The organism is Luteimonas deserti (assembly GCF_013425765.1).
Lineage (GTDB): Bacteria > Pseudomonadota > Gammaproteobacteria > Xanthomonadales > Xanthomonadaceae > Luteimonas > Luteimonas deserti.
This window is the reverse complement of record NZ_JACCJZ010000013.1, coordinates 423,556-447,442: the sequence shown is the minus strand read 5'-3', so window position 1 is coordinate 447,442 and position 23,887 is coordinate 423,556. Positions and strand designations below refer to the sequence as shown.

The 23,887-nt window shown below is 69.6% G+C and carries 21 protein-coding genes; 9 read left to right on the top strand and 12 right to left on the bottom strand.

Annotated features, from left to right (window positions below; all coding sequences use genetic code 11):
- The first annotated feature begins 18 nt into the window (after positions 1–18).
- Genes H0E82_RS07215 through H0E82_RS07205 form a run of 3 tightly spaced genes read left to right on the top strand, consistent with a single transcriptional unit; the run spans position 19 to position 2,672 of the window.
- The gene (locus tag H0E82_RS07215; RefSeq protein WP_180544761.1) at positions 19–225 is read left to right on the top strand and encodes a hypothetical protein; all 207 of its coding nucleotides are present in this window, start codon (positions 19–21) and stop codon (positions 223–225) included.
- Positions 197–1,435 (top strand): imidazolonepropionase, encoded by a 1,239-nt coding sequence (gene hutI / locus H0E82_RS07210; RefSeq protein WP_180544760.1) that lies wholly within the window; start codon positions 197–199, stop codon positions 1,433–1,435. Before H0E82_RS07215 ends, hutI begins: the two co-directional genes overlap by 29 nt.
- Before the next feature lie 13 nt (positions 1,436–1,448).
- A complete protein-coding gene (locus H0E82_RS07205) occupies positions 1,449–2,672 on the top strand; it encodes a dipeptidase (RefSeq protein ID WP_180544759.1) in 1,224 nt (407 codons plus the stop codon).
- Between the two features lie 85 nt (positions 2,673–2,757).
- On the opposite strand, the gene H0E82_RS07200 is transcribed toward H0E82_RS07205, so the two are convergent.
- Entirely contained in the window at positions 2,758–2,952 is a 195-nt protein-coding gene (locus H0E82_RS07200; RefSeq protein WP_180544758.1) for a 30S ribosomal protein THX, read from the bottom strand.
- Between the two features lie 106 nt (positions 2,953–3,058).
- Positions 3,059–3,454: a MerC domain-containing protein gene (locus H0E82_RS07195; protein WP_180544757.1), complete on the bottom strand. Its 396-nt coding sequence runs from the start codon at positions 3,452–3,454 to the stop codon at positions 3,059–3,061.
- 83 nt (positions 3,455–3,537) lie between these two features.
- Between H0E82_RS07195 and H0E82_RS07190 the strand changes: the two genes are divergently transcribed.
- Positions 3,538–5,775, top strand: a complete 2,238-nt coding sequence (locus H0E82_RS07190; protein WP_180544756.1) for a TonB-dependent receptor — start codon at positions 3,538–3,540, stop codon at positions 5,773–5,775.
- Positions 5,776–6,009: 234 nt separating this feature from the next.
- Here H0E82_RS07190 and H0E82_RS07185 read toward each other — a convergent pair whose 3' ends face one another.
- Both H0E82_RS07185 and gltX read right to left on the bottom strand, forming a co-directional pair.
- A complete protein-coding gene (locus H0E82_RS07185) occupies positions 6,010–6,507 on the bottom strand; it encodes a transcriptional repressor (protein WP_180544755.1) in 498 nt (165 codons plus the stop codon).
- Positions 6,508–7,221: 714 nt separating this feature from the next.
- Positions 7,222–8,637 (bottom strand): glutamate--tRNA ligase, encoded by a 1,416-nt coding sequence (gene gltX, locus H0E82_RS07180; protein WP_180544754.1) that lies wholly within the window; start codon positions 8,635–8,637, stop codon positions 7,222–7,224.
- Between the two features lie 81 nt (positions 8,638–8,718).
- On the opposite strand from gltX, the gene lpxH reads away from it, so the two are divergent.
- Positions 8,719–9,465, top strand: coding sequence for a UDP-2,3-diacylglucosamine diphosphatase (gene lpxH, locus H0E82_RS07175; RefSeq protein WP_180544753.1), 747 nt, complete (start codon positions 8,719–8,721; stop codon positions 9,463–9,465).
- Between the two features lie 693 nt (positions 9,466–10,158).
- Here lpxH and H0E82_RS07170 read toward each other — a convergent pair.
- From H0E82_RS07170 to H0E82_RS07140, 7 genes are all read right to left on the bottom strand, one after another.
- The gene (locus H0E82_RS07170; RefSeq protein ID WP_328796972.1) at positions 10,159–11,001 is read right to left on the bottom strand and encodes a ferritin-like domain-containing protein; all 843 of its coding nucleotides are present in this window, start codon (positions 10,999–11,001) and stop codon (positions 10,159–10,161) included.
- Positions 10,998–12,464 carry an amidophosphoribosyltransferase gene (purF, locus tag H0E82_RS07165; RefSeq protein WP_180544752.1) on the bottom strand — a complete coding sequence of 489 codons (1,467 nt, stop codon included), beginning with the start codon at positions 12,462–12,464 and terminating at the stop codon, positions 10,998–11,000. Before purF ends, H0E82_RS07170 begins: the two co-directional genes overlap by 4 nt.
- Positions 12,465–12,545: 81 nt before the next feature.
- A complete protein-coding gene (locus tag H0E82_RS07160; protein WP_180544751.1) occupies positions 12,546–13,556 on the bottom strand; it encodes an SPOR domain-containing protein in 1,011 nt (336 codons plus the stop codon).
- A 56-nt stretch (positions 13,557–13,612) separates the two neighbouring features.
- Complete coding sequence (gene folC / locus H0E82_RS07155; protein WP_180544750.1) at positions 13,613–14,887, bottom strand: bifunctional tetrahydrofolate synthase/dihydrofolate synthase; 1,275 nt, start codon at positions 14,885–14,887, stop codon at positions 13,613–13,615.
- The gene (locus H0E82_RS07150) at positions 14,877–15,479 is read right to left on the bottom strand and encodes a hypothetical protein (RefSeq protein ID WP_180544749.1); all 603 of its coding nucleotides are present in this window, start codon (positions 15,477–15,479) and stop codon (positions 14,877–14,879) included. Before H0E82_RS07150 ends, folC begins: the two co-directional genes overlap by 11 nt.
- 23 nt (positions 15,480–15,502) lie before the next feature.
- Positions 15,503–16,147, bottom strand: coding sequence for a histidine phosphatase family protein (locus tag H0E82_RS07145; protein ID WP_180544748.1), 645 nt, complete (start codon positions 16,145–16,147; stop codon positions 15,503–15,505).
- A gap of 435 nt (positions 16,148–16,582) precedes the next feature.
- Positions 16,583–18,673 carry a S46 family peptidase gene (locus tag H0E82_RS07140; protein ID WP_180544816.1) on the bottom strand — a complete coding sequence of 697 codons (2,091 nt, stop codon included), beginning with the start codon at positions 18,671–18,673 and terminating at the stop codon, positions 16,583–16,585.
- Between the two features lie 217 nt (positions 18,674–18,890).
- Here H0E82_RS07140 and tdh point away from each other — a divergent pair, with 217 nt between their 5' ends.
- The 4 genes from tdh (at position 18,891) to H0E82_RS07120 (ending at position 22,835) form a co-directional block, all read left to right on the top strand.
- Positions 18,891–19,925 carry an L-threonine 3-dehydrogenase gene (tdh, locus tag H0E82_RS07135; protein WP_180544747.1) on the top strand — a complete coding sequence of 345 codons (1,035 nt, stop codon included), beginning with the start codon at positions 18,891–18,893 and terminating at the stop codon, positions 19,923–19,925.
- A gap of 120 nt (positions 19,926–20,045) precedes the next feature.
- Positions 20,046–21,065, top strand: coding sequence for a hypothetical protein (locus tag H0E82_RS07130; RefSeq protein ID WP_180544746.1), 1,020 nt, complete (start codon positions 20,046–20,048; stop codon positions 21,063–21,065).
- 32 nt (positions 21,066–21,097) lie between these two features.
- Positions 21,098–22,291: a glycine C-acetyltransferase gene (gene kbl / locus H0E82_RS07125; RefSeq protein WP_180544745.1), complete on the top strand. Its 1,194-nt coding sequence runs from the start codon at positions 21,098–21,100 to the stop codon at positions 22,289–22,291.
- Positions 22,292–22,439: 148 nt separating this feature from the next.
- A complete protein-coding gene (locus H0E82_RS07120; protein WP_180544744.1) occupies positions 22,440–22,835 on the top strand; it encodes an HNH endonuclease in 396 nt (131 codons plus the stop codon).
- 159 nt (positions 22,836–22,994) lie between these two features.
- Here H0E82_RS07120 and H0E82_RS07115 read toward each other — a convergent pair whose 3' ends face one another.
- Positions 22,995–23,810, bottom strand: coding sequence for a cobalamin-binding protein (locus tag H0E82_RS07115; RefSeq protein ID WP_180544815.1), 816 nt, complete (start codon positions 23,808–23,810; stop codon positions 22,995–22,997).
- Positions 23,811–23,887: the final 77 nt, after the last annotated feature.

Below are 23,887 nucleotides of genomic sequence, written 5' to 3'. Positions count from 1 at the left end.
TTGCGGGGGAAGACACGGATGAGCGGCTTCAACATCGCGCTGTTCGCCGCACTCGTGGCCGTCTTCTGCGCGCTGTGCGCGGTGTTCGACGCGCTCTCGCGCACGCGCCGCGCGCGGGTCGACGGCTCGGGCGCGCTGACCGGCGGCACGGCTGCACCGGAGCGCGGCCAGCACGGTGCGGACGGCAGCGACAGTGATGGCGGTGGCGGTGGCGGTGGTGACTGACCGCTGGGACGGCCTGCTGCTGGCTCCGCGTCTGGTGACGCTGGACGGCGACGCGGGCTACGGCCTGATCGACGACGGCGCGCTGGCCTGGCGTGACGGCGTGTTCGTGCACGTCGGCCGACGCGACGCACTGCCGGGCGCACCGGAGGCGCTCGCCGCACAGGTGATCGAGGTCGACGGCTGTGTCACTCCGGGGCTCATCGACTGCCACACCCACCTGGTATTCGCGGGCGAGCGCGCCGGCGAGTTCGAACAGCGCCTGCAGGGCGCCAGTTACGAAGCCATCGCCCAGGCCGGCGGCGGCATCGTCTCGAGCGTGCGCGCCGTCCGCGCGGCCGACGAGGACACGCTGCTCGCCCAATCGCTGGTGCGCGCACGCGCCCTGCTCGGCGACGGCGCGACCACGCTGGAGATCAAGTCCGGTTACGGCCTGGACTTCGACAACGAACGCAAGATGCTGCGCGTGGCGCGCCGCATCGGCGAGATGCTGGGCATCACGGTGCGCACGACGTTTCTCGGCGCGCACGCCCTGCCGCCCGAGTTCGCCGGCCGTGCCGACGCCTACATCGACGCCGTCTGCGACTGGCTGCCGCGCCTGTATGCCGAGGGACTGGTCGACGCGGTCGACGCCTTCGCCGAGACCATCGGCTTCAGCCCCGCGCAGACCCGGCGGGTGTTCGAGACGGCCCGCAGGCTGGGCCTGCCGGTGAAACTGCACGCCGACCAGCTCAGCGACGGCGCCGGTGCCGCGCTGGTGGCGGAGTTCGGCGGTCTGTCGGCCGACCACGTGGAGCACACCTCGGCCTCCGGCGTGGCCGCGATGGCGGCGGCCGGCACCGTTGCGGTGTTGCTGCCCGGCGCCTTCCACGTGCTGCGCGAGACCCGCCTGCCGCCGCTCGATGCATTCCGCGCCGCGGGCGTCGCGATGGCGGTGGCCACCGACTGCAACCCGGGCACGTCGCCGCTGCTGTCGCTGCGCCAGGGCATGCAGCTGGCCTGCACGCATTTCCGGCTGACGCCGGAAGACGCCTTGCGCGGCGCGACGGTGCATGCCGCACGTGCGCTCGGGCTGCACGACCGCGGGCGCCTGGTCGTGGGCCAGCGTGCCGATTTCGCCTGCTGGCGGATTTCCCACCCCGCCGAACTCGGCTACTGGCTGGGAGGCTCGCTGCTGGCGATGGCCTGCGCGGCCGGCCGTCGTCTCATCTGACCGGAGCCTCCCGATGCAGCCTGCCGTTCTCACCCGTCTCGCACTCGCCTGCCTGCTCGCGACCATGTCCGGCGCGGCGGCCGCGCAGGCCACCGACGCATCGCGCGCGCTGGCACTCGATGCGGTGATCGTCGACACCCACATCGACGCCCCGGGCGCGCTGCTCGATACCTGGGCGGATCTCGGCGAGGCCGCGCCCGACCGCGAGTTCGATTACCCGCGGGCCCGCGCCGGCGGCCTCGATGTGGCCTTCATGTCGATCTACACCTCGGCAGCCCAGGACGCCGACGGCAGCGCGCGCGATATCGCCCATCGCCAGATCGACGCGGTGGAGGCGCTGACCGCACGCCATCCGAGCCGCTTCGCCATCCTGCGTTCCCCCGGCGAGCTCGAGCGTCTGCGCGTCGCGGCGGACGGCACGCCGCGGGTGCTGCTCCCGCTCGGCATGGAGAACGCCGCACCGATCGGTGACAGCCTGTCCCAGCTGCAGGTGTTCTTCGATCGCGGCATCCGCTACATCACCCTCGCCCACAGCGCGTCGAACCGGGTGGCCGACTCGTCCTACGCCGCGACGCGGCCCTGGACGGGCCTGAGCCCCTTCGGGCGCGAGGTCGTGGCCGAGATGAACCGGCTCGGCATCATGGTCGACGTCTCGCACGTCTCCGACGAGGCGGCGGCCCAGGCGATCGCGCTGAGCACGGTGCCGGTGATCGCCAGCCACTCCGGATTCCGTCATTTCACCCCGGGCTTCGAGCGCAACATCAGCGACGAGCTGGCCCAGGCGCTCGCCGCGCGCGGCGGCGTGGTGCAGATTCCGTTCGGCACCGCCTTCGTCGAACCCAGGGCCGCAGCCGACCTGCAGGCCTGGTTCGACGCCAGCGCCGCCTTCGACGCGCGCAATGCCGCACGCGAAGCGGCGGGCGAGCCGCTCGAGGACCGGGCGGCGTTCCGCGCTGCATGGGATGCAGCACACCCGATGCCGGAGACGCCGCTGGAGTCGGTACTGGTGCAGATCGACCACGGCGTACGCCTGCTCGGCGTGGACCACGTCGGCATCGGCTCGGACTTCGACGGTGTCGGCGGCGCACTGGCGACCGGCCTGCGCGACGTGGCGGACTTTCCGAACCTGGTCGCCGGGCTGCAGGCCCGCGGCTACAGCGATGGCGACATCCGCAAGATACTGGGCGGCAACCTGATGCGGGTGTGGACCGAGGTCGAGGCCGGCGCAGCCCGCTGAGGCCGGCCGCGCCGGTCCCGCCAGTGCCCCGAAAACGCGAAAACCCCGCGCAGGCGGGGTTCTCGGCGTTCCGGCGGGGCGCGGATTACTCGGCCTTCGACGCCGTCTTCTTCGCGACCGCCTTCTTGGCCGGCGCCTTGGCGACGGTCTTGGTGGCGGTCTTCTTCACGACCGGCGCGGTCGCGGTGCCGGTGGCCTTGACGACGCCCTTCGAACGGGAGTTGCCGTAGCTCGCGTTGTAACGCTTGCCCTTGAGGGTCTTGCGGTCGCCCTTGCCCATTGTCTGCTCCTGATGTGCTGCGAATTGAATGCGATAGACGCGAACGTGCGCCACGAGGGCGCACAGGGCCGCGGAGTCTAGCACGCGGTGATGCCGGCGACCGGTCTCAGCCGCGGCCGTGGACGTGGGTGAGGCGCAGGTTCACCAGATGCGCGGCCGCCAGGAGCAGGCCGCCGATGGTCATCACTACCGCATGGCCGACCGAATGGTCGTGCAGATGGGTGAACGCCCCTGCCCAGACCAGGGCCAGTCCCGGAACGAGCAGCATCCAGGCGTGGAACGCGCGGTGCCGGCGCCAGCCGAGGGTCAGCGTGGTCGCGCCGAGCAGGGTCGCGAAGACGACGAAGGCCTGGTCGATGTCGACCCAGCCACCCACGCTGAGGCCGAAGACAGGCAGCAACGACAGCGCCACGGGCAGCAGTGCGCAGTGAACGGCGCACAGGAACGACGCGGCGAACCCCACGCGGTCGGCCTGGCGCAGGGTGGAGTTTCGAGCGGGCATGTCTTTTGGGGGATGCGGGGATTTGCGTGACATTATAACATTCCCGATTCGATCACCAGTCTACCCCACCCCGGATGCCCTTGATGTCCCGATTCCCCTCCCGCTCCCGTCCCGTTCCGACCCGCCTCGCACTGGCGGTCGCCCTGCTCCTGCCGACCGTCGCGATGGCACAGGGTCCGGCCCATCTCGGCACCCTGAACACCGTCCAGGTCACCGCCGTGCCACTGGGTGGCGAAGCCGAGGACCTCGCCCACCCCGTCGAAGTGCTGCACGGTGACGCCCTGCAGGACCGCAAGTCCGGCACCCTCGGCGACACGGTCTCCTCGTTGCCGGGCGTCCAGAGCAGCTTCTTCGGCCCAGGCGTGGGCCGCCCGATCATCCGCGGCCAGGAAGGCCCGCGCGTGCAGGTGCTCTCGGGCGGTATCGGCAGCATGGACGCGTCGACCGTCAGCGCAGACCACGCGGTCAGCATCGAGCCCTTCCTCGCAGACCAGATCGAAGTGCTGAAGGGGCCGGCGAACCTGCTCTACGGCAGCGGCGCGATCGGTGGCGCGGTCAACGTGGTCGATGGTCGTATCGCGAGCTCGGTGCCTGACCGCCCGCTCAGTGGACGGGCCGAACTGCGCGCAGGCAGCGGCAACGGTGAACGCAGCGGAATGTTCCGGCTCGACGGCGTGAGCGGCGACAACCTCGTGTTGCACGTCGACGGCCTGGTCCGCAACACCGGCGATTTCGACATCCCCGGCTTCGCCCTCGCCGGCCACGACGACGATGCGCAGGATGACGATCACGACCACGACCACGACCACGACCACGACGAGCATGCCGAGAACGCCTTCGGTGTCCTGCCCAACAGCGCGATCCGCACGCGCGCCGGCGCCGTCGGCGCGACCTGGTTCGGCAGCCGCGGACATCTCGGACTGTCGCTGAGCACCTATCGCACCAACTACGGGCTGCCCGACGGGGCGCACAGCCACGGCGACGAGGACGGGGGCCATGGTCACGACGACGACCACGACCACGACCATGACCATGACCATGACCATGACCATGACGACCACGAACACGACGAGCACGGTTCCGTGCGCATCGATCTCGTCCAGAACCGGGTCGACCTGAAAGGTGGCATCTACGACCCTCTGCCGTTCCTCAGCGCACTGAACGTGCGAGCGGCGTGGAACGATTACGAACACGTCGAACTGGAAGACGGGTTGCCCGCGACCCGGTTCACCAATCGCGGCATCGAGAGCCGGATCGAAGCGGTCCAGAACGAGGTCAACGGCTGGCGCGGCGCGTTCGGTCTGCAGATCGGGCATGTCGACTTCAGCGCCGTCGGCGAGGAGGCCTTCGTCCCGCCCGCGGTCACCGATACGCTCGGCGTGTTCGTCGTCCAGGAGAAGGAGTTCGGGCCGCTCAAGCTGGAGCTGGGCGGACGCCATGAGCGGGTCGAGATCGATCCGTCGAACGGCGAGTCGCGCAGCTTCGACGCCAGCAGCCTCTCGGGTGCGGCGATCTGGCACCTGTCCGACGTGTTCGACCTGCGCTTCGGTGCCGACATCTCCGGGCGCGCGCCGACCAACGAGGAACTCTTCGCAGCGGGCACGCATATCGCGACGCGGTCGATCGAGATCGGCGACGCCGACCTCGACACCGAGCGCGGCCAGCGTCTCGAAATCGGTCTGCACGCGCACACGGACCGGATCGAGGTCAAGGCGGCCGTGTACCAGACCAAGTTCAAGCGCTTCACCTATCTCGCCGATACCGGCATCGTGGAGGACGGATTCCCGGTCCGCCTCTGGACCCAGGGCGATGCCACGTTCCGCGGCGCGGAGGCCGAGGCGAAGATCCATCTGGTCGAATCGGATGCAGGGGATTTCGACCTGCGCGTCTTCGGCGACATCGTGCGCGCCTCGCTGGACGGAAGCGGCACGCGCGAGGTCCACTTCGACGTGCCTCACGGCGATCACGCGCACCACTATCATGCCGACATCGCGCAGGGCGGCAACCTGCCACGTATCGCGCCGTCACGCGTAGGTGCGGATCTGAACTGGACGCTGGGCGGCTGGCGGGCCCACGTGGGTGCAGTGCGCTACCAGAAGCAGGATCGGGTCGCGGCGCTGGAAGAGCCGAGTCCCGCCTACACCCTGGTCAACGCCGGCGTGGCCTGGCGTCTGGGCGAGGCGGACCGGACCCAGTGGGAACTGTTCGTCGACGGCCGCAATCTGACCGATCGCGAAGCACGCCCGCATACCTCGCTGCTGCGCGATTTCGCGCCGCTGCCCGGCCGCCAGATCGCCGGCGGCATCCGCGTGTATTTCTGATCGGGGCCACCCGAAGACGCAGTCGACTCTCCAGTGACGCGTGACGTCACCGCCCCGCGCCGGCCCAGCCGGCGCGGGGCTTTTTTTCAGGCGTGTCGTGCCGGCTCGCCGGATGGTGCGGCGCCGACACACGCCGCCGATGGGGGCACGGTCATGCCGCAGCGCGGGCGTCGAGCTCGCGTCGGCCGAGAGCCGGGTACGCGTACGGGCATGCCGGCGTGAGCTCCGGTCGGATCAGGCAGCGGCACCGGCGCACCGCGCGCACAGCCCGTGGACCTCGAGCGTCTGCGCCTGCGGCACGAAACCCAGCGCACGGGCGCGCTCGTCGAGCGACGCGACCACGACCTCGTCCTCCAGCTCGACCGCACTGTGGCAGCGGTCGCAGATCAGGAACGGCACCGAGTGCTGCGCGGTGCTCGGGTGGTGGCAGGCGACGAAGGCGTTGACCGACTGCAGCTTGTGGATGAAACCGTTGGCGAGCAGGAAATCCAGCGCGCGGTACACCGTGGGCGGCGCCGCGGCACCGGGGCCATCGCCTTCGCGCACGCGGTCGAGCAGGTCGTAGGCCTTCAGCGGCTTGCCGGCCTCGGCGATCAGGTTCAGCACGTAGGCGCGGATCGGGGTCAGCCGCAGGCCGCGTTCGCTGCAGGCGTGCTCCACCGCGCGCACGAACGCTGCGGCGTCGTCGACGTGGTGGTGCGGATCGGTGCAGGTGTGGTCGTGCTTGGCCATCGGTCCATGATGGGTGCGAGCGGGCACCGACTCAAGCGCGCCCGTGATTTCGCGCGCAGTTCGACGTCGCCGCTTCAGGCCTGTACCTGACTCGCGACGCACACCTGAGTTCGAACGCTCGCCAGGACGCTTGGGCTATCGCCCTTTAAACGCCGACGAGCTGGTCCCTTCAGATCCCTGGGCCGCCGCACATGGGAGGGCGGCGTTTTCGACCGGGCGAGAATGGCGAGTCAAGAAAATCCCGGAACGCCTGGCCAGCCGTGCTTCGTCGGCAAGGGCATTTCTTGGTGACGTTTCTCGACTCGCATCTTCGATGCTCGCCCTTCGGGCCTGCCTCGCCGTTGGCGCTATGCGCATGGGCCAACAAAAAATGTCCGGCCGCCGGCAGGCGAGTGAACGCTGTGCTTCTGCACCTCGAGCGAAGAGCAGACGCGTTCGTCCGCCGAGCGGCCGACTTCATTTCTTTTGTCGATCGACACAGGCAACGGAACCAGAAAAACGATTTCCCGACGAAGCAGCCCCATAACGGACTCCGTTCCGGAATTTTCCGGCTCGGCATCCTGCCTCGATCGGAAAACGCCGCCCATCCATGGGCGGCGCCCTACGGGTTCCGGATTCGACTGACGCGTTGCGCGCCGCAAGCGGAATGCGCAAACGAGGGCGACGGCGAGGTCGACAGCCCAGACCAGCTTGATCGCATTGCTTCGCGACGTGTCAGGCAGCTTCGTTTCCTTGCGGAATCATCGCAATCGCCGCGTCGATCCGCGCCAGCGCCGCCTCGCGCCCCGCCAGGTACACCGTGTGCCCGATGTCCGGGCTGACCTGCGTGCCGGTGATCGCAACGCGCAGCGGCTGCGCGACCTTGCCCATGCCCAGGGCCAGTGTCTCGACCGTCTCGCGGAATGCCGCATCGATCGCCTCGACCGTCCAGTCCGGCAGCCCTGCGAAACGCGCGCGGACATCGGCCAGCGGCGCGCGGGCGTCCGCTTTCAGGTGCTTGGCGACCGCCTTCTCGTCGTAGGCGGCGATCGGGCGATACCAGACCGCTGCGCGCTCGGACATCTCCTTCAGCGTCTGCACGCGGTCGCGCAGGGCGACCACGACGTCGGCCGGCGCCGGGCCGGTGGACAGGTCGTAGCCGTCGCTGCGCAGATGCCATTCCAGATGCGCGGCCACCGCGGCCGGATCATCGGATTTCAGGTACTGCTGGTTGAGCCAGCCGAGCTTGGCCATGTCCAGGCGCGCGGCCTTGGCGTTGACGTTCTCGAGATCGAACAGCGCCTGCATCTCGTCGATCGAGAAGATCTCCTGGTCGCCATGCGACCAGCCCAGGCGCACCAGATAATTCAGCAGCGCGTGCGGCAGGTAGCCGGCGTCGCGGTACTGCATGACGTCGGCCGCGCCGGTGCGCTTGGACAGCTTGGCGCCCTGCTCGTCGAGGATCATCGGCAGGTGCGCGAACGCGGGCACGTCGGCGCCGAGCGCGCGGTAGATGTTGATCTGCCGCGGGGTGTTGTTGACGTGGTCGTCGCCGCGCACGACGTCGGTGATGCCCATGTCCAGATCGTCGACGACGACGGCGAAGTTGTAGGTCGCATAGCCGTCGGGCCGGAAGATCACCAGATCGTCGAGCTCGCTGTTGGCGATCTCGATGCGGCCCTTGACCTTGTCCTCCCACACCACGGTGCCGTCCTGCGGATTCTTCAGACGGATCACGCGGTTGGGATCGTCGCGCTTCGGCTCGTTGCGCTCACGATACGCGCCGTTGTAACGGGGCTTCTCGCCCGCAGCCATCGCCGCTTCGCGCATCGCGTCGAGCTCGGCCTTGGTCTCGTAGGCGTAGTAGGCCTTGCCGTCGCCGACCAGCTGCTCGGCGACCTCGGCATAGCGGTCCAGACGGTGGGTCTGGTAGATCGGGCCTTCGTCGTAGTCCAGGCCCAGCCAGTCCATCGCCCGCAGGATGGCGTCGATGGCGGCCTGGGTGCTGCGCTCGCGGTCGGTGTCCTCGATGCGCAGCACGAACTGCCCGCCGCGACGTCGCGCTTCCAGCCAGCAGTACAGCGCGGTACGCGCGCCGCCGATGTGGAGATAGCCGGTGGGGCTGGGAGCGAAACGGGTGCGGCAGGCCATGCGCGAAGCTCGATGCGGAAACAGCGCGCATTCTAACCGGCGCCCCCGGACCGGCCCCGCCCGCGGATTACAATGCGGTCCATGGCGACCCTCTTCATCTCCGACCTGCACCTGGATCCGGCACGCCCGGAGATCACCGCGCTGTTCCTGGATTTTCTCGACGGTGAGGCGCGCGGTGCGGACGCCCTGTACATCCTCGGGGACCTGTTCGAATCCTGGGTCGGCGACGACGATCCGTCCGAGGCCGGCGCCGCGGTGGCCGAACGGCTGGCCGCACTGTCGAGCGCCGGCGTGCCGGTGTCGTTCATGCACGGCAATCGCGACTTCCTGGTCGGCCGCGCGTACGCGCAGCGGGCGGGCATGACCCTGCTGCCGGATCCGGCGGTGATCTTGCTTCACGGCACCCCGGTGCTGCTGACCCACGGCGACCTGCTGTGCACCGGCGACGTCGAGTACCAGACGGTGCGCAGCCAGGTGCGCGATCCGCGCTGGCAGGCGCAGATGCTGACCCAGCCGCTGGCGGCCCGTCTCGCGTTCGCGCAGCAGGCCCGCGCGGCCAGCCAGGCGCGGGCCGGCGCGCTGCGCGACGCCGGCACGATGGAGACCCTCACCGACGTCGCGCCGGCCGCGGTCGATGAGTGGTTCGTGCGGTACGGCGTCGACACGATGATCCACGGCCATACGCACCGCCCGGCGGTGCACGACCTGCAGGTCGCCGGCCGTGACTGCCGCCGCATCGTCCTCGGCGACTGGTTCGAACAGGGCTCGGTGCTGCGTGCCGAGGCCGATGGACGTCTGGGCTTGTCGGTATTGCCGAACGCGCCCTGATCAGGACGCGCGGGGCGAACGCGGCCCGCGAGGTGGCGTCAGGGCCGTCCCCGTGCAGCGCCCGTGCAGGAGGCGGTGGGCGCGACGGGCACGCCAAGACCTTTCCTCTTCGCGCGCAAGTCTGCGCCTGCCGACTTACCTGACACCCGGTTGAGCTGCAACACCGCCTCGCGCCTGCGTGCTGAACGCGCGAGGCCACCGGTGCCATGAAGTGCCGCCTGCTTTCTGCAGGAGCGCGCCGGCGTGCGATGCGCGTTGCCGAGACACCTCCGTCGCACGCGATTGCGATCCGGCACGAGCATTCTGACGCTCGACAGGCGTGCGCAACGCCGCAATCCCCCGCGCGCAAGACCCGGCGCGGCGATCGACCTGCAATGGGCACCCGCTCGCTGTAGGAGGGTACTCGCGCACGATGCGCACCGCCGGGACATTCCCGTTGCGCGCGAGCGCGTTCTGCACGAGCACGTATCGCTCATCGCGCGCCCGTACCGCCGCCGATCTTCTCTCGAACCCGTCCGGCCCTCGATGCGTGAAGCGGTCTCCGCCTTCCGCAGGAAGGTTGGCGTGCGCGATGCGGCGGTTCGCGGAACATGCCTCTCGCGCGCGAGCGCGTTCCCAGGGACGTGCCGGGCACCCTGCAATCGTCCGTGATGCCCGCCAGCCGCCGCCCGCCGGATCCCGGCGCGGCTACGGCTACGCCTGCGTCCGCTCCGCGTCCACCGCCTGCAGCGCCGCCAGTTCTTCCTCGCTGAAGCCCGCGGCCACGCGCGCATCGAGGTTGAACGGGCCGTGCAGCACGGCGCGCGCATAGTCGGCCAGCAGCGCACGGAACGTGGCGTCCGGCTCGAGCTCGCGACGCGCGCAGAACCAGCGGAACCAGCGACTGCCGGCGGCGACGTGCGCCACCTCCTCGTGCAGGATCAGCTCGAGAATGGCCACGGTGTCGGTGTCGCCCAGCGAGCGCAGCTTGACGATCATGCCCGGGGTCACGTCCAGTCCGCGCGCTTCGAGTACGCGCGGCACCAGCGCCATGCGCGCCATGCCGTCGTGCGCGGTTTTCTCGCACATCTCCCACAGGCCGTTGTGTGCGTCGAACGCGCCGTAATCGAAGCCCAGCGCACGCAGGCGGTCGCGCAGGAGCACGAAATGCCGGGCCTCGTCGTCGGCCACACGCACCCAGTCCGCGTAGTACCCGGGCGGCAGCTCACGGAAGCGGTAGACGGCGTCCCAGCCGAGATCGATCGCGTTGAGTTCGATATGCGCGATCGCATGGATGAAGGCGGCGCGACCTTCGGTGCTGCCGAAGCCGCGGCGCGGCAGCGCGCGCGGATGCACCAGTCGCGGCCGCTCGGGGCGGCCCGGCATGCGGATCGGTGCGGGTGCCGGCGCCGCCGGATCGATCGGCAGCTCGCCGGCCGAGAACCGGCGCGCATAGGCGTGGGTCAGCGCGACCTTGGTGTCGGGATCACGCGCGTCGAGGCAGTGTTGCGCGGCGGCGAACAGATCGCGCGCATCCGCGGCCACCGCCGCGTTCACGCCCGCCGCTTCTTCTTCGCGTCGTCGCTGCGCAGCTGCTGCAGGCGCTCGAAGTAGCCGGGCTCGATGCCGGTGACGTACTCGCCACTGAAGCAGGAGCTGTCGAAGCGGCGCTCGGGAAATTTCGGCCCCGACACCGCGGCCTCGAGATCCGCCAGATCCTGGTAGATCAGCCAGTCGCAGCCGAGGAATTCCTCGATCTCCTTCTCAGTGCGGTTGTGCGCCACCAGCTCGTCGACCGACGGCATGTCGATGCCGTAGATGTTCGGATGGCGCACCGGCGGCGCGGCCGAGGCCAGATAGACCTTCTTGGCGCCTGCATCGCGGGCCATCTGCACGATCTGCTTGGACGTGGTGCCGCGCACGATGGAATCGTCGACCAGCAGCACCACGCGGTTGCGGAATTCCAGCGGAATCGGATTGAGCTTGCGCTTGACCGACTTCGCGCGTTCGCCCTGTCCGGGCATGATGAAGGTGCGGCCGACATAACGGTTCTTGATGAAGCCCTCGCGGTACTTCACGCCCAGCACGTTGGCGATCTCGAGCGCGGAGTCGCGCGAGGTGTCGGGAATCGGAATCACGGTGTCGATGTCGTGGTCCGGCCGCAGGCGCAGGATCTTCTCGCCCAGGGTCACGCCCATGCGCATGCGCGCCTTGTGCACCGAGATGTTCTCGATCATCGAATCCGGGCGCGCGAAGTACACGTATTCGAAGATGCACGGCGCATGCGGCTGCTGCGGTGCGCACGGGCGGTGATGCAGTTCGCCGCGGGGCGTGATCACGATGCCCTCGCCCGGCTCGACGTCGCGCAGACGCTCGAAGCCGAGGATGTCGAGCGCGACCGACTCCGACGCCACCGCGTACTCGGTGCCCTCGGCGGTCTCGCGCTTGCCCAGCACCAGCGGACGGATGCCGTGCGGATCGCGGAAGGCCACCAGGCCCAGACCCAGCACGGTCGCGACCACCGCATAGCCGCCCTTGGCACGGCGGTTGACGCCCTCGACGGCGCGAAATGCGGCTTCGGGCGTCAGCGCCTTCTCGCGGTCGAGCTCGTGCGCGAAGACGTTCAGCAGGACTTCCGAATCGGACTCGGTGTTGACGTTGCGGCGGTCGGTCTCGAATACCTGCTGGCGCAGCTGGTCGGTGTTGACCAGGTTGCCGTTGTGCGCGAGCGCGATGCCGTAGGGCGAGTTGACGTAGAACGGCTGCGCCTCGTCGTGGCCTTCGCTGCCGGCGGTGGGATAGCGGCAGTGCGCGATGCCCACGCGCCCCTGCAGCAGGTCCATCGCCTTGGCGTCGAACACGTCACGCACCAGGCCGTTGCCCTTGTGCACGCGCATGACCGTGCCGCTGGCGACGGCGATGCCGGCCGCATCCTGGCCGCGGTGCTGGAGCACGGTCAGGCCGTCGTACAGCGCCGGCGCGACTTCAGAGGTTCCAACGATGCCGACGATGCCGCACATGTTCGATATCCAGTTCTGCTTGAGGCGCGGAAACCACGCCCCGGACGATGGAAATAGGAGTAACGCCGGCCGCGGAGCCGGTCAGGGATGCGCGCGGACCAGCCCGTCGAGACCGACCGCGCTGCGGACGCGCGTCTTCAGCTGCTCCGCCTCGCCGCGACTGGTGACCGGCCCGGCCTTGACCCGGGTCAGACGGCCCTTGTCGGTCTGCACACTGTCGGTGAACGCGGTGATGCCGGCGCTGCGCAGGCGATCGCGCATTGCATTGGCATCGGTCGCCGAGCTGAACGCACCCACCTGGACCACGAAGCCGACATCGGCCGTCGGGCCCGGCGCGGCCGCAGCTGGCGGCTCTGCGGGCGGGGCGGTCTGCGCGGCGGCGGGCGCCGGCGTACGCGGCGGTGCGACCACCGCAGGCGGGGTCTGGGCGGGCAGTGGTGCGGCCGCGGGTGGCGGTTCCGCCGCCTGCCGAGCTGCGGTCGACGTTGCAGGCGCGGGCCCGCTCGTCGCCGGCGTCGCCGCATCCAGCGCCACGACGCGGGGCGTGACATCGTCGCGCACCTGCGCCGCACGCACGCGCACGATTTCGGCCTCGGCGCGGCTCGCATACGGCCCCAGGCGTACCCGCTGCGCGGGTTTGCCGTTGAGAGTGAAGGCTTCGCGGTAGCCCTCCAGGCCCGCCTGCGTGAGCTGGCGCAGGATCGCGTCCGCATCCGCCTGGGTGGCGAAGGCGGCGAAATGCACGGCGTAGTCGCCGCCGGCCGTGGTGGGAGGCAGCGGCTCGGACGACGCTCCGGCATCGACGGTCGGCAGCGCACCGGACGGATCGGCCACCGGCGCCTGCGGTCCGGCGCCGGACGCTTCCGACAAGGGGCCGCCACCCAACACGCCACCCTGACCGGCAGGCGCGGGCGCGACCAGAGGCAGATCGACGGTGCGGTATTCGCCACCGGGCGCGTCGGGCACACGCAGCGGCATGTCGGGCAGCCCACTGCCGGGCGCAGGGCCCTTGACCACCATCGGCAGGAAGATCACCGCGAGCGCGATCAGCACAGCGGCGCCGATCAGGCGCTGTTTCAATCCGGGCGTCATGCAGGGGCAGGGCGAGGGAACCGCGGCGATTATACGCGGCGCCGCCGGCGGGCCGATTAACGCCGGCCCTGGAGCTCGCCCAGCGCGGCGGCCGCGGTATGGAACGAGCCGAACACCAGGATGCGATCCCCGGCCGCGGCCGAGGCGCGCGCCGCCCGCAAGGCCGCCGCCACATCGTCATGTTGCTCGCCGCTCCCGGCGCCGGTATCGCCCAGTCGGCGGGCCAGTGCCTGCACCGACTGCCCCCGGCCCCCGGCCAGGCCGGCCAGATGCCAGTGATCGACGTGGGCCAGCACGGGCGCCGCCACGCCGGCCGCATCCTTGTCGGTCAGCACGGCGTAGACCGCACGGGTCCGCCCGGTGGCGGGCTCGGCCTGCAACCACTCGGCCAGCGCACGCGCGGCCTGCGGGTTGTGCGCGACGTCGACGACGATCTCCACCCCGTCGAGCACGTGCCGCTGCAGGCGGGCCGAAACCCGCGCACCGGCGATGCCATCGGCCAGCGCGGCGGCGTCGATGGCGCCGTGCGCCGAAGACCCGAGGGCGCGTACCGCCGCCACCGCGACCGCCGCATTGCGCAGCTGCACCGGTGCGGCGAGCGCGGGCAGCGGCAGCTCGACCTCGTAGCCGACCTCGCGCCAGATCCAGCGCCCGTCGACCGATGGCGCATAGAGAAAATCGCTGCCGCCGCGCACCGCGACCGCGCCGATGCGGTAGGCGTGCTGCAGCACGCTGGCCGGCGGGTCGGTGTCGCCGAGCACCAGCGGCTTCCATGCACGCGCGATGCCGGCTTTCTCGAAGCCGATGGTCTCGATGTCGTGGCCCAGCCAGTCCTGGTGGTCGAGATCGACGGTGGTGATCACCGCGACGTCGGGATCGACGATGTTGACTGCGTCCAGACGGCCGCCGAGGCCGACTTCGAGAATCGCCAGATCCAGCTGCGCGCGCGCGAACAGCCACAGCGCGGCCAGCGTTCCGGTTTCGAAATAGGTCAGCGGCGTGTCGCGGCGCGCGACCTCGACCGCCTCGAAGGCCTCGACCAGCGCCGCATCGTCGGCGTCCGCGCCATCGATGCGCACGCGCTCGTTGTAGGCCAGCAGATGCGGCGAGGTGTAGGCGCCGACGCGCCAGCCCGCCGCGCGCGCGATCGCCTCGACGAAGGCCACCGTCGAGCCCTTGCCGTTGGTGCCACCGATGGTGATCACCCGCGCGCCCGGACGCCCGCAGTCCATGCGCGCGTAGACCGCGCCGACGCGCTCGAGACCCATCTCGATTTCGGTGGGATGGCGCGCTTCGATGCGGGCGAGCCAGGTGGAGAGATCAGTCGGCATGGAGATGCTCGGCGCTGGAGACGTGGTGGATGGAGATCACGGCGAAACCCAGAATCGTGGATCTTCCCACAAGTCTGACCCGCACCGTCCGGTCTGGATACCGGTGGTAATACCGGCTGCTGATGCAGATGAACGACGGCATCGTCCCGGCGAGCGGGCCGCCCTTCAACCGGTAGTCGCATGAACGTCGCGAGGCGCGATGCGAGGTCTGCATGACCGCCTGCATCTCGTGCTCGCTTCCGAGCGGACGCGTGATCGCCCACGGCACCGCCTTGGCGATAACGAGCCAGACCATCCATCCCAGAAACACCGGCATGACCGGCGCCACCAGCCAGAGTTTCCAGTCCGACGGCCAGACGCCGGTGCGGACGCCTGTGCGGATCAGCGCGCCGTAGAACAGTCCGGACAGCGCCAGACCAACCACGCCGAACAGGATCACGGCCTGCCGCCCACGAAACACCGCGGGCGGAATGAAGTCGACGAACAGTCCAAGCAGCAGCAGGCCACACACCGTGAACACGGTGACCAGCGCGCCGACATGCCTCAGTGTCGGCGCCTCGGTGCCGAACCACAGACTCCGCCAGGTGGACACGGTGGCTGTTGCGGCTGTTCGGGCTACAGCGCCCGGTGCACCGCCTCGCCGAAGAACGCCGTGTGATGCGCGCAGTCGTTGAGGCGCACGACGTCGAGACGATCGGCATCCGCGCCTTCGAGCAGGTTCAACGTGGTCGGCGCCTGGCGGAAGGTCCAGAGCTTCGAGAACGGAATGCCGAGGATGCGGCACAGGATCACGCGGTTGACGGCGTCGTGGGCGACGATCAGCGCGGTGTCGTCCGGGCCCAGCCCGTCGACGGCGGCGACGAACGCCGGCCAGGCGCGGTCGAACACCTGCTGCAGCGATTCGCCGCCGGGCATCTGCACGGTGTCGGGGGCGTCGCGCCACGCGGCCAGGCGCTCGGGATCGCGTTCGCGGATCTCGCTGGCCAGCAGGCCTTCCCAGGTGCCGTGGGCGATCTCCGCAAGGCCCGCATCGGTGCGCAGCATCGATTCACGCGTGGCGCCGAGCGCGAGACGCGCGGTGCGATCGGCGCGCGACAGCGGCGAAGCGACCGCGCGGTCGATGCGCACATCGGCCAGGCGCTGCCCCAGCAACGACGCCTGACGCTCGCCGACCTCCGACAACGCGATGTCCTCCTGCCCCTGGTACCGGCCTTCGGCATTCCATGGCGTTTCGCCGTGTCGGGCAAGCAGGATTCTCATGCGCAGATGTCCGTTCGGAGAGGCCCGACAGTCTAGCGAAGGACGGCAGCACCGATGCCCGGTCAGGCGGCATCCGGAGTGCATGCATGCCGGGCGCGTCGCCGCGACACGATGGCTGGCCCTGCAGGCACGGGGATCGGTGAAGGGCGTCAGGCCCTGACCCACCGCGGCCAAATAATCGACCTGCCGCGCCATCAGGCGGGCGACAGCGTGCCGATCCCGCCCGCCACGCCAGGAAGCCGTCGCCGGTCACTGGGTTGGCGCTCCGGCGGCTCCCTCCGCCGACGCGCGCCAGCACCGCGGCGGGGTGGCGTCGAGGGCCGCTCATGCAGCGATCGACACGCCTGCCGAGAGCGCCGGCGTCAACTCGGATGCCGCCCCCGCGCATGGCGCCGCTGGTTTCGCGGGCGGGCGGGCACCCCGGCGCATGGCCGCTCAGTTGCGCGGCGCGACCCCCATTTCCTGCAGCAGGCGAGGCGCGGGATCGACTTCCTGCATCACCCAGCGGATGTAGCGCTGGTCGACCGAGATCGTGCGGGTCATCGCCGGGTCGAACACCCAGTTCGAGACCACGGCCTCCCAGGTCATGTCGAACAGCAGCCCGGTGAGGCGGCCGTCGGCATCGAGTACCGGCGAGCCGGAATTGCCGCCCGTGACGTCGAGGTCCGACAGGAAGTTCACCGGCACCGTGCGCAGGCGACGGTCGGCCAGTCCACCGTGACGGCCCGCGGCGATCGCATCGAGCTGCGCCTTGGGCGCGTCGAACGGCTCGGCGCCGGTGGCCTTGGTCGGGATCTCCTCCAGGCGGGTGAACGGCGTATGCGCCGTGCCGGCCAGATCGGTGTAACCGGTGACGTTGCCGAAGGTCAGGCGCAGCGAGGAATTGGCATCCGGATACACCGCCTCGCCGCGGCTGGCACGGTACTCGGCCACGGCCTGGAGATAGACCGGGCGCTGCTGCAACAGGTCGCCCGCGCGCGCCTTGGCCGCCAGCTCGATCTTCAGCAGTTCGGGCAGCACGGCCGCGGCGTACTGCAGGGCCGGATCGCGGCTGCGCAGGAAGGCGTGTCGATCGGCGGCGAACCACTTGAGGCGTTCGTCGCCGGCGCGCAACGCGCTGCGGTCCAGGCGGTCGAGCGCGCGCTCGATGGCGGCGTCGGTATCGCCACCGATGAAGGCGTCGATGGCCGCCACCCGCTGGTCCGCGGGCAGTTGCACGTACTGCTGCAGCGCGTAACGCGTGAGCGCGCGGTCCATCGCCGGGACGTACCGGCGATCCATCTGCCGCAGGCCGCCTTCGATCACCGGCAGATCGCGCTGCTGGAAGCCCTGTTCGCGCATGGCGTCCGGCTTTTCCTTCTCCATCGACAGGCGGTACAGACGCACCGCGGTCGACAGCAGCCCGCTGTTCTCGAGCAGGCCCAGGACCAGGTCGCGCTCACGGGTGGCCATGCCCTGGGCTTCGAGCGCGGCGATGCGCGACTGCGCCTCGATCGCAGCCTGGCCCGCCTCGCCGCGACCGCGCAGCCATTCCAGCACCGCGGCCTGCTCGGCCTGGCGCTGCTCGAGCGCGCCGATGCGCTCGAAGCCCTGCAGCTGGCCCTCGTAGTTCTTCAGCGTGTTCTGCCAGCCGCGCACCACGCTGGCGTAGCGCACCTCGGTCTCGGGATCGGTCTTGCCCTGGGCCTCGACCAGATCGATCAGTGCGCGGTAGTGGCGTCCGATCTGCGGATACCGCCAGGTCACGGTCTCGGCGAACTCGTCCGCGGTCGCGTAACGGCTGGTGCGCCCCGGATAACCCGCCACCATCACGAACTCGCCTTCGCGCAGCGGTCGCTCGGCGATGCGCAGCACTTGGCGCGGTCGGAACGGCACGTTGCCCTCGGCGTAATCCGCCGGTCGCCCGTCCGCGCCGACGTAGGCGCGATAGAACGCGAAATCGCCGGTGTGGCGCGGCCACATCCAGTTGTCCACGTCGCCGCCGAAGCTGCCGATGCCCCCGGCCGGCGCGTACACCAGCCGCACGTCGCGGATTTCGAGGTTGCGGAACAAACGGTACTGGGCACCCCCGAAAAAGCTGTACAGGCGGCAGCGATAGCCGGGTTCGGCTTCGCAGGCGCCGACCAGGGACTTCTCGATCGTGTCGAGTGCCGTGGTCCGGGCCAGCGCGTCGGGGGCGGCGGCAATGGCCGCCTGCACCTGTTCGGTGACGTCGTCGATGCGGTCGAGCGCGAAGATGCGCGCGTTGGGGCCGGCGGAGATCTCGTCGCCCGGCGCCGCGGCATTGAAGCCGTCGCGCATCAGGTTGTTCTCCGGCGTCGAATTGAGCTGGATCGCGCCGTAGGCGCAGTGATGATTGGTCAGCACCAGGCCCTGCGGCGAGACGAAGCTCGCCGTGCAACCGCCGAGCGAGACCACGGCGCCCAGCGGATCGCCGGTGAGATCGGCCAGGCGCTGCGGATTCAGCTTCAGGCCGGCCTTGCGCAGCGCCGGTGCGATGTCCGGCAGTTGCTGCGGCACCCACATCCCCTCCCCCGCCAGGATCGGAGCACTGCAGCCGAGGGAGACGCCGAGCAGTGTCGCGGCCAGAAGCTTCAGGCGCATGGGGATCCTGTTCAGTCGTGTCGGGGCGCCAAGTCTAACCGCAGGCAACCACGCGCCCGGCGCGCCGCGCTGCAGCAGGGACGGCGCGACGCGCCCCGTATAATCGCCGGCTCTTTTCGCCCACGGCAGACTCCCCACGATGGCCCAGACAATGAAGGCGCTGGTCAAGCGCGACGCGACCAAAGGCATCTGGATGGCCGAGGTACCGGTGCCGGCCCCGGGCCCGAACGACGTGCTGATCCGGGTCGAGAAGGCCGCGATCTGCGGCACCGACCTGCACATCTACCTGTGGGACGAGTGGAGCCAGCGCACGATCACGCCCGGCCTGGTCATCGGCCACGAGTTCGTCGGCCGCATCGTCGAACTGGGCTCGGCGGTCACCGGCTATGACATCGGCCAGCGCGTCTCCGCGGAAGGCCATCTGGTCTGCGGCCACTGCCGCAACTGCCGCGCCGGCAAGCCGCACCTGTGCCCGAACACCGTCGGCATCGGCGTCACGCGCAACGGCGCGTTCGCCGAATACGTGGTGATGCCGGCGACCAACCTGTGGCCGATTCCCGACCAGATTCCGAGCGAGCTCGCCGCGTTCTTCGACCCCTACGGCAACGCCGCGCATTGCGCACTGGAATTCGACGTCGTCGGCGAGGACGTGCTGATCACCGGCGCCGGCCCGATCGGCGTGATGGCCGCGGGCATCTGCAAGCACATCGGCGCGCGCAACGTCGTGGTTACCGACGTCAACGACTTCCGCCTCAAGCTCGCCGCCGACATGGGCGCCACGCGCGTGGTCAACGTGTCGAACACCTCGCTCAAGGACGTCATGAAGGACCTGCACATGGAGGGCTTCGACGTGGGCCTGGAAATGAGCGGCAACCCGCATGCGTTCAACGACATGCTCGACTGCATGTACCACGGCGGCAAGGTTGCGCTGCTCGGCATCCTGCCCAAGGGCGCCGGCATCGACTGGGACCGCATCATCTTCAAGGGCCTCACCGTCCAGGGCATCTACGGCCGGCGCATGTACGAGACCTGGTACAAGATGACCCAGCTCGTGCTGTCGGGCTTCCCGCTGGGCAAGGTGCTCAGCCACCAGCTGCCGGCCGACGACTTCCAGAGGGGCTTCGACCTGATGGAATCGGGCAAGTCGGGCAAGGTGGTGCTGGACTGGCGTTGAACGACAGGCGCGTTGCGGCGTAGCCGCCGACGCGCTCGCGCGTCCGCATGACGTGTGGCACGTACGAGGACCTGCCACACGGTTTAGATTCACCCTCCTGATTTCCACAGGAGGTGGTGCATGCGCAACGAACGTGCGTTTTTTCGTGGTTTCGTGCTTGCAGGCCTCGCGGCCGCGATCTCCTCCGCCTTTGCGGCCGACGCACCCACGTGTCCCGACGTGGCCGAGCCGCCTGCCTCGGTCTGTCTGCCCACCGCACATGGACTGGCCTACGCCGACACGCACGACGACGCCCGACTGGCGGCGACGGCACTGGATGCCGCTGCCGTCCAGTTCGGTCAGATTTTCGGCCGACGCCTCCCGCCCGGCCTGCTGGTCCTGAGCGCGACCTTCAGCCGCGACGACGCACACCGATTCGCACGGACCCACGGCTTGGGATTCGCCCAGAGCTGGCTGTCGCCGGCGGACAAGCGCGCGCAGTTCGAAACCGTCATGCGACGCGCCATGCCCGAGGCTGACGCCGCACGGATCGAACGCACCCTTTCTCAGATCGGAGCCCAGCACGTCGATATGCTTCGGCACGAGCTCGGCCACGCGCAGTACCACGCTGCATTCTGGCCCGAGGCATCACCATCCCCGGACGCCTACGGAACACCGGCTCCCGACTGGCTGGACGAAGCCTCGGCCGTCCTGATGGAAGACAGCGCGGGTCGTGCGGCGCGCGAACGTCATTTCTTCGAAGCCTGGCGCCAGTCGTCGCCAGCGATTCGCCCGCTCGCCGAGTTTCTGACCATGGCACACCCCGTCACCGCGCAGCAGCGCGCCTTGATGCAGGCGCAAGGCGGCGCACAGACGGCCTCGGGCGTGCAGGTGATGACGATGCGCGGCGCTGATGCAGGCCCCGCCGGCATGTTTTATTCGCAATCGCTTCTGTTCGCGGAGTTCCTGATCGACGCCAGTCCGGAACGGCACATTCTGGGCACGATCAGTGCCGCTGCGGCCCGTGGTGTCGACTTCACCGACTGGTTGGCCGTCAGCGGCGCGCAACACGGATTGCCGACGGATGTGGGCGCGTTGCAGACCGCATGGGAAATCTGGTGCGAAGCGCGCTCCACAGCCGCAACCGACTCGGCCAAGTAAACTGCACGGCCCGTCTTCTTGGATCGCTCCGTATGTCCCTGACCCAGCGCTACGCCGACACCCTCGACGAGATCCGCGACGCTGGCCTGTTCAAGGCCGAACGCGTGATCACCGGCCCGCAGTCGGCCGAAATTACGCTGGAAGACGGCCGCACGGTGCTGAACTTCTGCGCCAACAACTACCTGGGCCTGGCCGACCATCCGGACATCATCGCGTCCGCCAAGGATGCACTCGATACGCACGGCTTCGGCATGGCGTCGGTGCGCTTCATCTGCGGCACGCAGGATCTGCACAAGCAGCTCGAAACGACCATCGCGGACTTCTTCGGCAAGGAGGACACGATCCTCTACGCCGCGTGTTTCGACGCCAACGGCGGCCTGTTCGAGCCGCTTCTGGGTGAGCACGACGCGGTCATCAGCGATGCGCTCAACCACGCCTCGATCATCGACGGCGTGCGCCTGTGCAAGGCCAAGCGCTACCGCTACGCGAACTGCGACATGGCGGATCTCGAGGCACAGCTGAAGCAGGCGCGCGCCGACGGCGCGCAGACGATCCTGATCACCACCGACGGCGTGTTCTCGATGGACGGCTACATCGCGCCGCTCGACGAGATCACCGCACTGGCCGCGCAGTACGACGCCCTGGTGCACATCGACGAATGCCATGCGACCGGCTTCCTCGGTGCCACCGGCCGCGGCTCGGCCGAAGTGAAGGGCGTGCTCAAGAAGATCGACATCGTCACCGGCACGCTGGGCAAGGCGATGGGCGGCGCGCTCGGTGGTTTCACTACCGCCAAGCGCGAAGTCATCGAACTGCTGCGTCAACGCTCGCGTCCCTATCTGTTTTCGAACTCGCTGCCGCCGCACGTGGTCGCGGCCGGCATCAAGGCCTTCGAGATGCTCGACGCCGCCGGCGATCTGCGCACGCAGCTGGTCGAGAACACCCGCTACTTCCGCGAGCAGATGACGGCAGCCGGTTTCGACGTGCGACCCGGCGTGCACCCGATCAGCCCGGTCATGCTCTACGACGCCAAACTCGCGCAGCGCTTCGCCGAGCGGCTGCTCGAGGAAGGCATCTACGCGATCGGCTTCTTCTTCCCGGTCGTTGCGAAGGAGCAGGCGCGGATCCGCACCCAGATCAGCGCCGCACACACGCGCGAACACCTGGAGCGCGCGATCGATGCGTTCACCCGCATCGGGCATGAGCTGGGCGTGCTGAAGACCTGAGATCGTGGCCAACGTCCCGCGACGCCTGCCATCTGACGCGTGTGCGGTGCTCGGAACGCTCACGTACTTCCACGGACGTGGCGCGTTCTCCACTCCGGCACGCGCCACCTCGCTGCCCTCGCGACGCACCTTGAACAGGTTCTGAGCCATGCGCGCGGCACTGCGACGGCGCCTGCTGCTCGCGGCGCATACCGATGCCCTCGCCGTCCTCGACGGCGGCATCTGGTCGACGCGCTGCCTGCATTGCCGCAGCACGCTGCAGCTTCGCGGCGATGGCGAGCCGCTCGGCAACACGACGCTGGAACACGTGGTGCCCCAAGCCTGGTTCGGCCGGCGCGCGGCCGCGGTGTTGACCGCGCAGGTCGGCGACGACGCCGATGATCCGCGCAATCTCGCGTTGGCCTGCGCACGCTGCAACCACGACAAGGGCAAGGGCCACGACGCGCGCGGGCCCGGCGACGTGCGCGCACACGAAGTCGTCGACGCCTTGCTCGCCACGCGGCTCAGCCGATGGCGGGATCCGACGGTGCCGCCCGCGTCCTGAGCGGTTCCGCGACGCGACCGCAGACCACTCCACCCGCGTCGGCACGCGCATGACGGCGCGATGCGCATACGCATGCGCCGTGCGGCTCCAAACGCTCTGCCGTGCGGCCATTCACATCGCCACATCGCGGCGTGCCGCGCGGGCGTGCCGTGCGGTTGCTCAGCGCCTGCGCGCCCAGGCCTGCACGATGTCGGCGATCTGCCGCACGCCATCGGTCAACGCCGCCGGGCCCGGCTGCAGGATCAACGGCGACTTGATCTCGTGCAGCTCGCCGTCGCGTACCGCCGGAATCGCGTCCCAGCCCGGACGCGCGGCCACGCGCTCGGGGCGGAACTTCTTGCCGCACCACGAGCCGAGGATGATGTCGGGCGCGCGTTCGATCACCGGATCGCCATTGGCCAGAATCCGGGCCTTCGCCAGCGGTTCGGCCGACAGCTCGGGGAACACGTCGTCACCACCGGCGATGCGCACCAGCTCGGCGACCCAGCGGATGCCGGTGATGATCGGCTCGTCCCATTCCTCGAAATAGACGCGGGGGCGCTGCGGCAGGCGCGCGCTTTGCGCCTCGATCTCATCCAGTCCGCGGCGCAGTTCGTCGGCATAGGCGTCGGCGCGCGCCGCGCAGCCGACTAGCGCGCCGAGCCGGCGCACGTAGTCGACGATGCCGTCGACACTGCGGTGGTTGCTGATCCACACCTCGACGCCGCGGCGCACGAGCACGGCGGCGATGTCGGCCTGGATGTCGGAAAACCCGACGACGAAATCCGGTTCGAGCTTGAGGATCTCGTCGATCTTCGCGCTGGTGAACGCACTGACCTTGGGCTTCTCCTTGCGCGCCTGCGGCGGACGCACGGTGAAACCGCTGATGCCGACGATGCGGTCCTGCTCGCCGAGCGCGTACAGCACTTCGGTCGGTTCCTCGGTCAGGCAGACGATGCGCTGCGGGCCGGTCGCCCTGGAAGAGCCGTGCGCGATGACCGGAGGTTCATCCGTCGACGACGGCGCCTGCGCCGTGCCTCGGCTCGCGTGCCGATTGGAATCACCGGCGACGG

Bases quoted from the DNA above. Each gene is read 5' to 3' on its own strand.
- lpxH (WP_180544753.1), top strand. From the start codon at position 8,719: ATGGCGACCCTCTTCATCTCCGACCTGCACCTGGATCCGGCACGCCCG.
- H0E82_RS07140 (WP_180544816.1), bottom strand. From the start codon at position 18,673: ATGTGGGTGCCGCAGCAACTGCCGGACATCGCACCGGCGCTGCGCAAG.
- gltX (WP_180544754.1), bottom strand. From the start codon at position 8,637: ATGGCCTGCCGCACCCGTTTCGCTCCCAGCCCCACCGGCTATCTCCAC.
- kbl (WP_180544745.1), top strand. From the start codon at position 21,098: ATGTCCCTGACCCAGCGCTACGCCGACACCCTCGACGAGATCCGCGAC.
- H0E82_RS07195 (WP_180544757.1), bottom strand. From the start codon at position 3,454: ATGCCCGCTCGAAACTCCACCCTGCGCCAGGCCGACCGCGTGGGGTTC.
- H0E82_RS07185 (WP_180544755.1), bottom strand. From the start codon at position 6,507: ATGGCCAAGCACGACCACACCTGCACCGATCCGCACCACCACGTCGAC.
- H0E82_RS07190 (WP_180544756.1), top strand. From the start codon at position 3,538: ATGTCCCGATTCCCCTCCCGCTCCCGTCCCGTTCCGACCCGCCTCGCA.
- folC (WP_180544750.1), bottom strand. From the start codon at position 14,887: ATGCCGACTGATCTCTCCACCTGGCTCGCCCGCATCGAAGCGCGCCAT.
- H0E82_RS07200 (WP_180544758.1), bottom strand. From the start codon at position 2,952: ATGGGCAAGGGCGACCGCAAGACCCTCAAGGGCAAGCGTTACAACGCG.
- H0E82_RS07120 (WP_180544744.1), top strand. From the start codon at position 22,440: ATGCGCGCGGCACTGCGACGGCGCCTGCTGCTCGCGGCGCATACCGAT.
- hutI (WP_180544760.1), top strand. From the start codon at position 197: ATGGCGGTGGCGGTGGCGGTGGTGACTGACCGCTGGGACGGCCTGCTG.
- tdh (WP_180544747.1), top strand. From the start codon at position 18,891: ATGGCCCAGACAATGAAGGCGCTGGTCAAGCGCGACGCGACCAAAGGC.
- H0E82_RS07145 (WP_180544748.1), bottom strand. From the start codon at position 16,147: ATGAGAATCCTGCTTGCCCGACACGGCGAAACGCCATGGAATGCCGAA.
- H0E82_RS07215 (WP_180544761.1), top strand. From the start codon at position 19: ATGAGCGGCTTCAACATCGCGCTGTTCGCCGCACTCGTGGCCGTCTTC.
- purF (WP_180544752.1), bottom strand. From the start codon at position 12,464: ATGTGCGGCATCGTCGGCATCGTTGGAACCTCTGAAGTCGCGCCGGCG.
- H0E82_RS07205 (WP_180544759.1), top strand. From the start codon at position 1,449: ATGCAGCCTGCCGTTCTCACCCGTCTCGCACTCGCCTGCCTGCTCGCG.
- H0E82_RS07130 (WP_180544746.1), top strand. From the start codon at position 20,046: ATGCGCAACGAACGTGCGTTTTTTCGTGGTTTCGTGCTTGCAGGCCTC.
- H0E82_RS07160 (WP_180544751.1), bottom strand. From the start codon at position 13,556: ATGACGCCCGGATTGAAACAGCGCCTGATCGGCGCCGCTGTGCTGATC.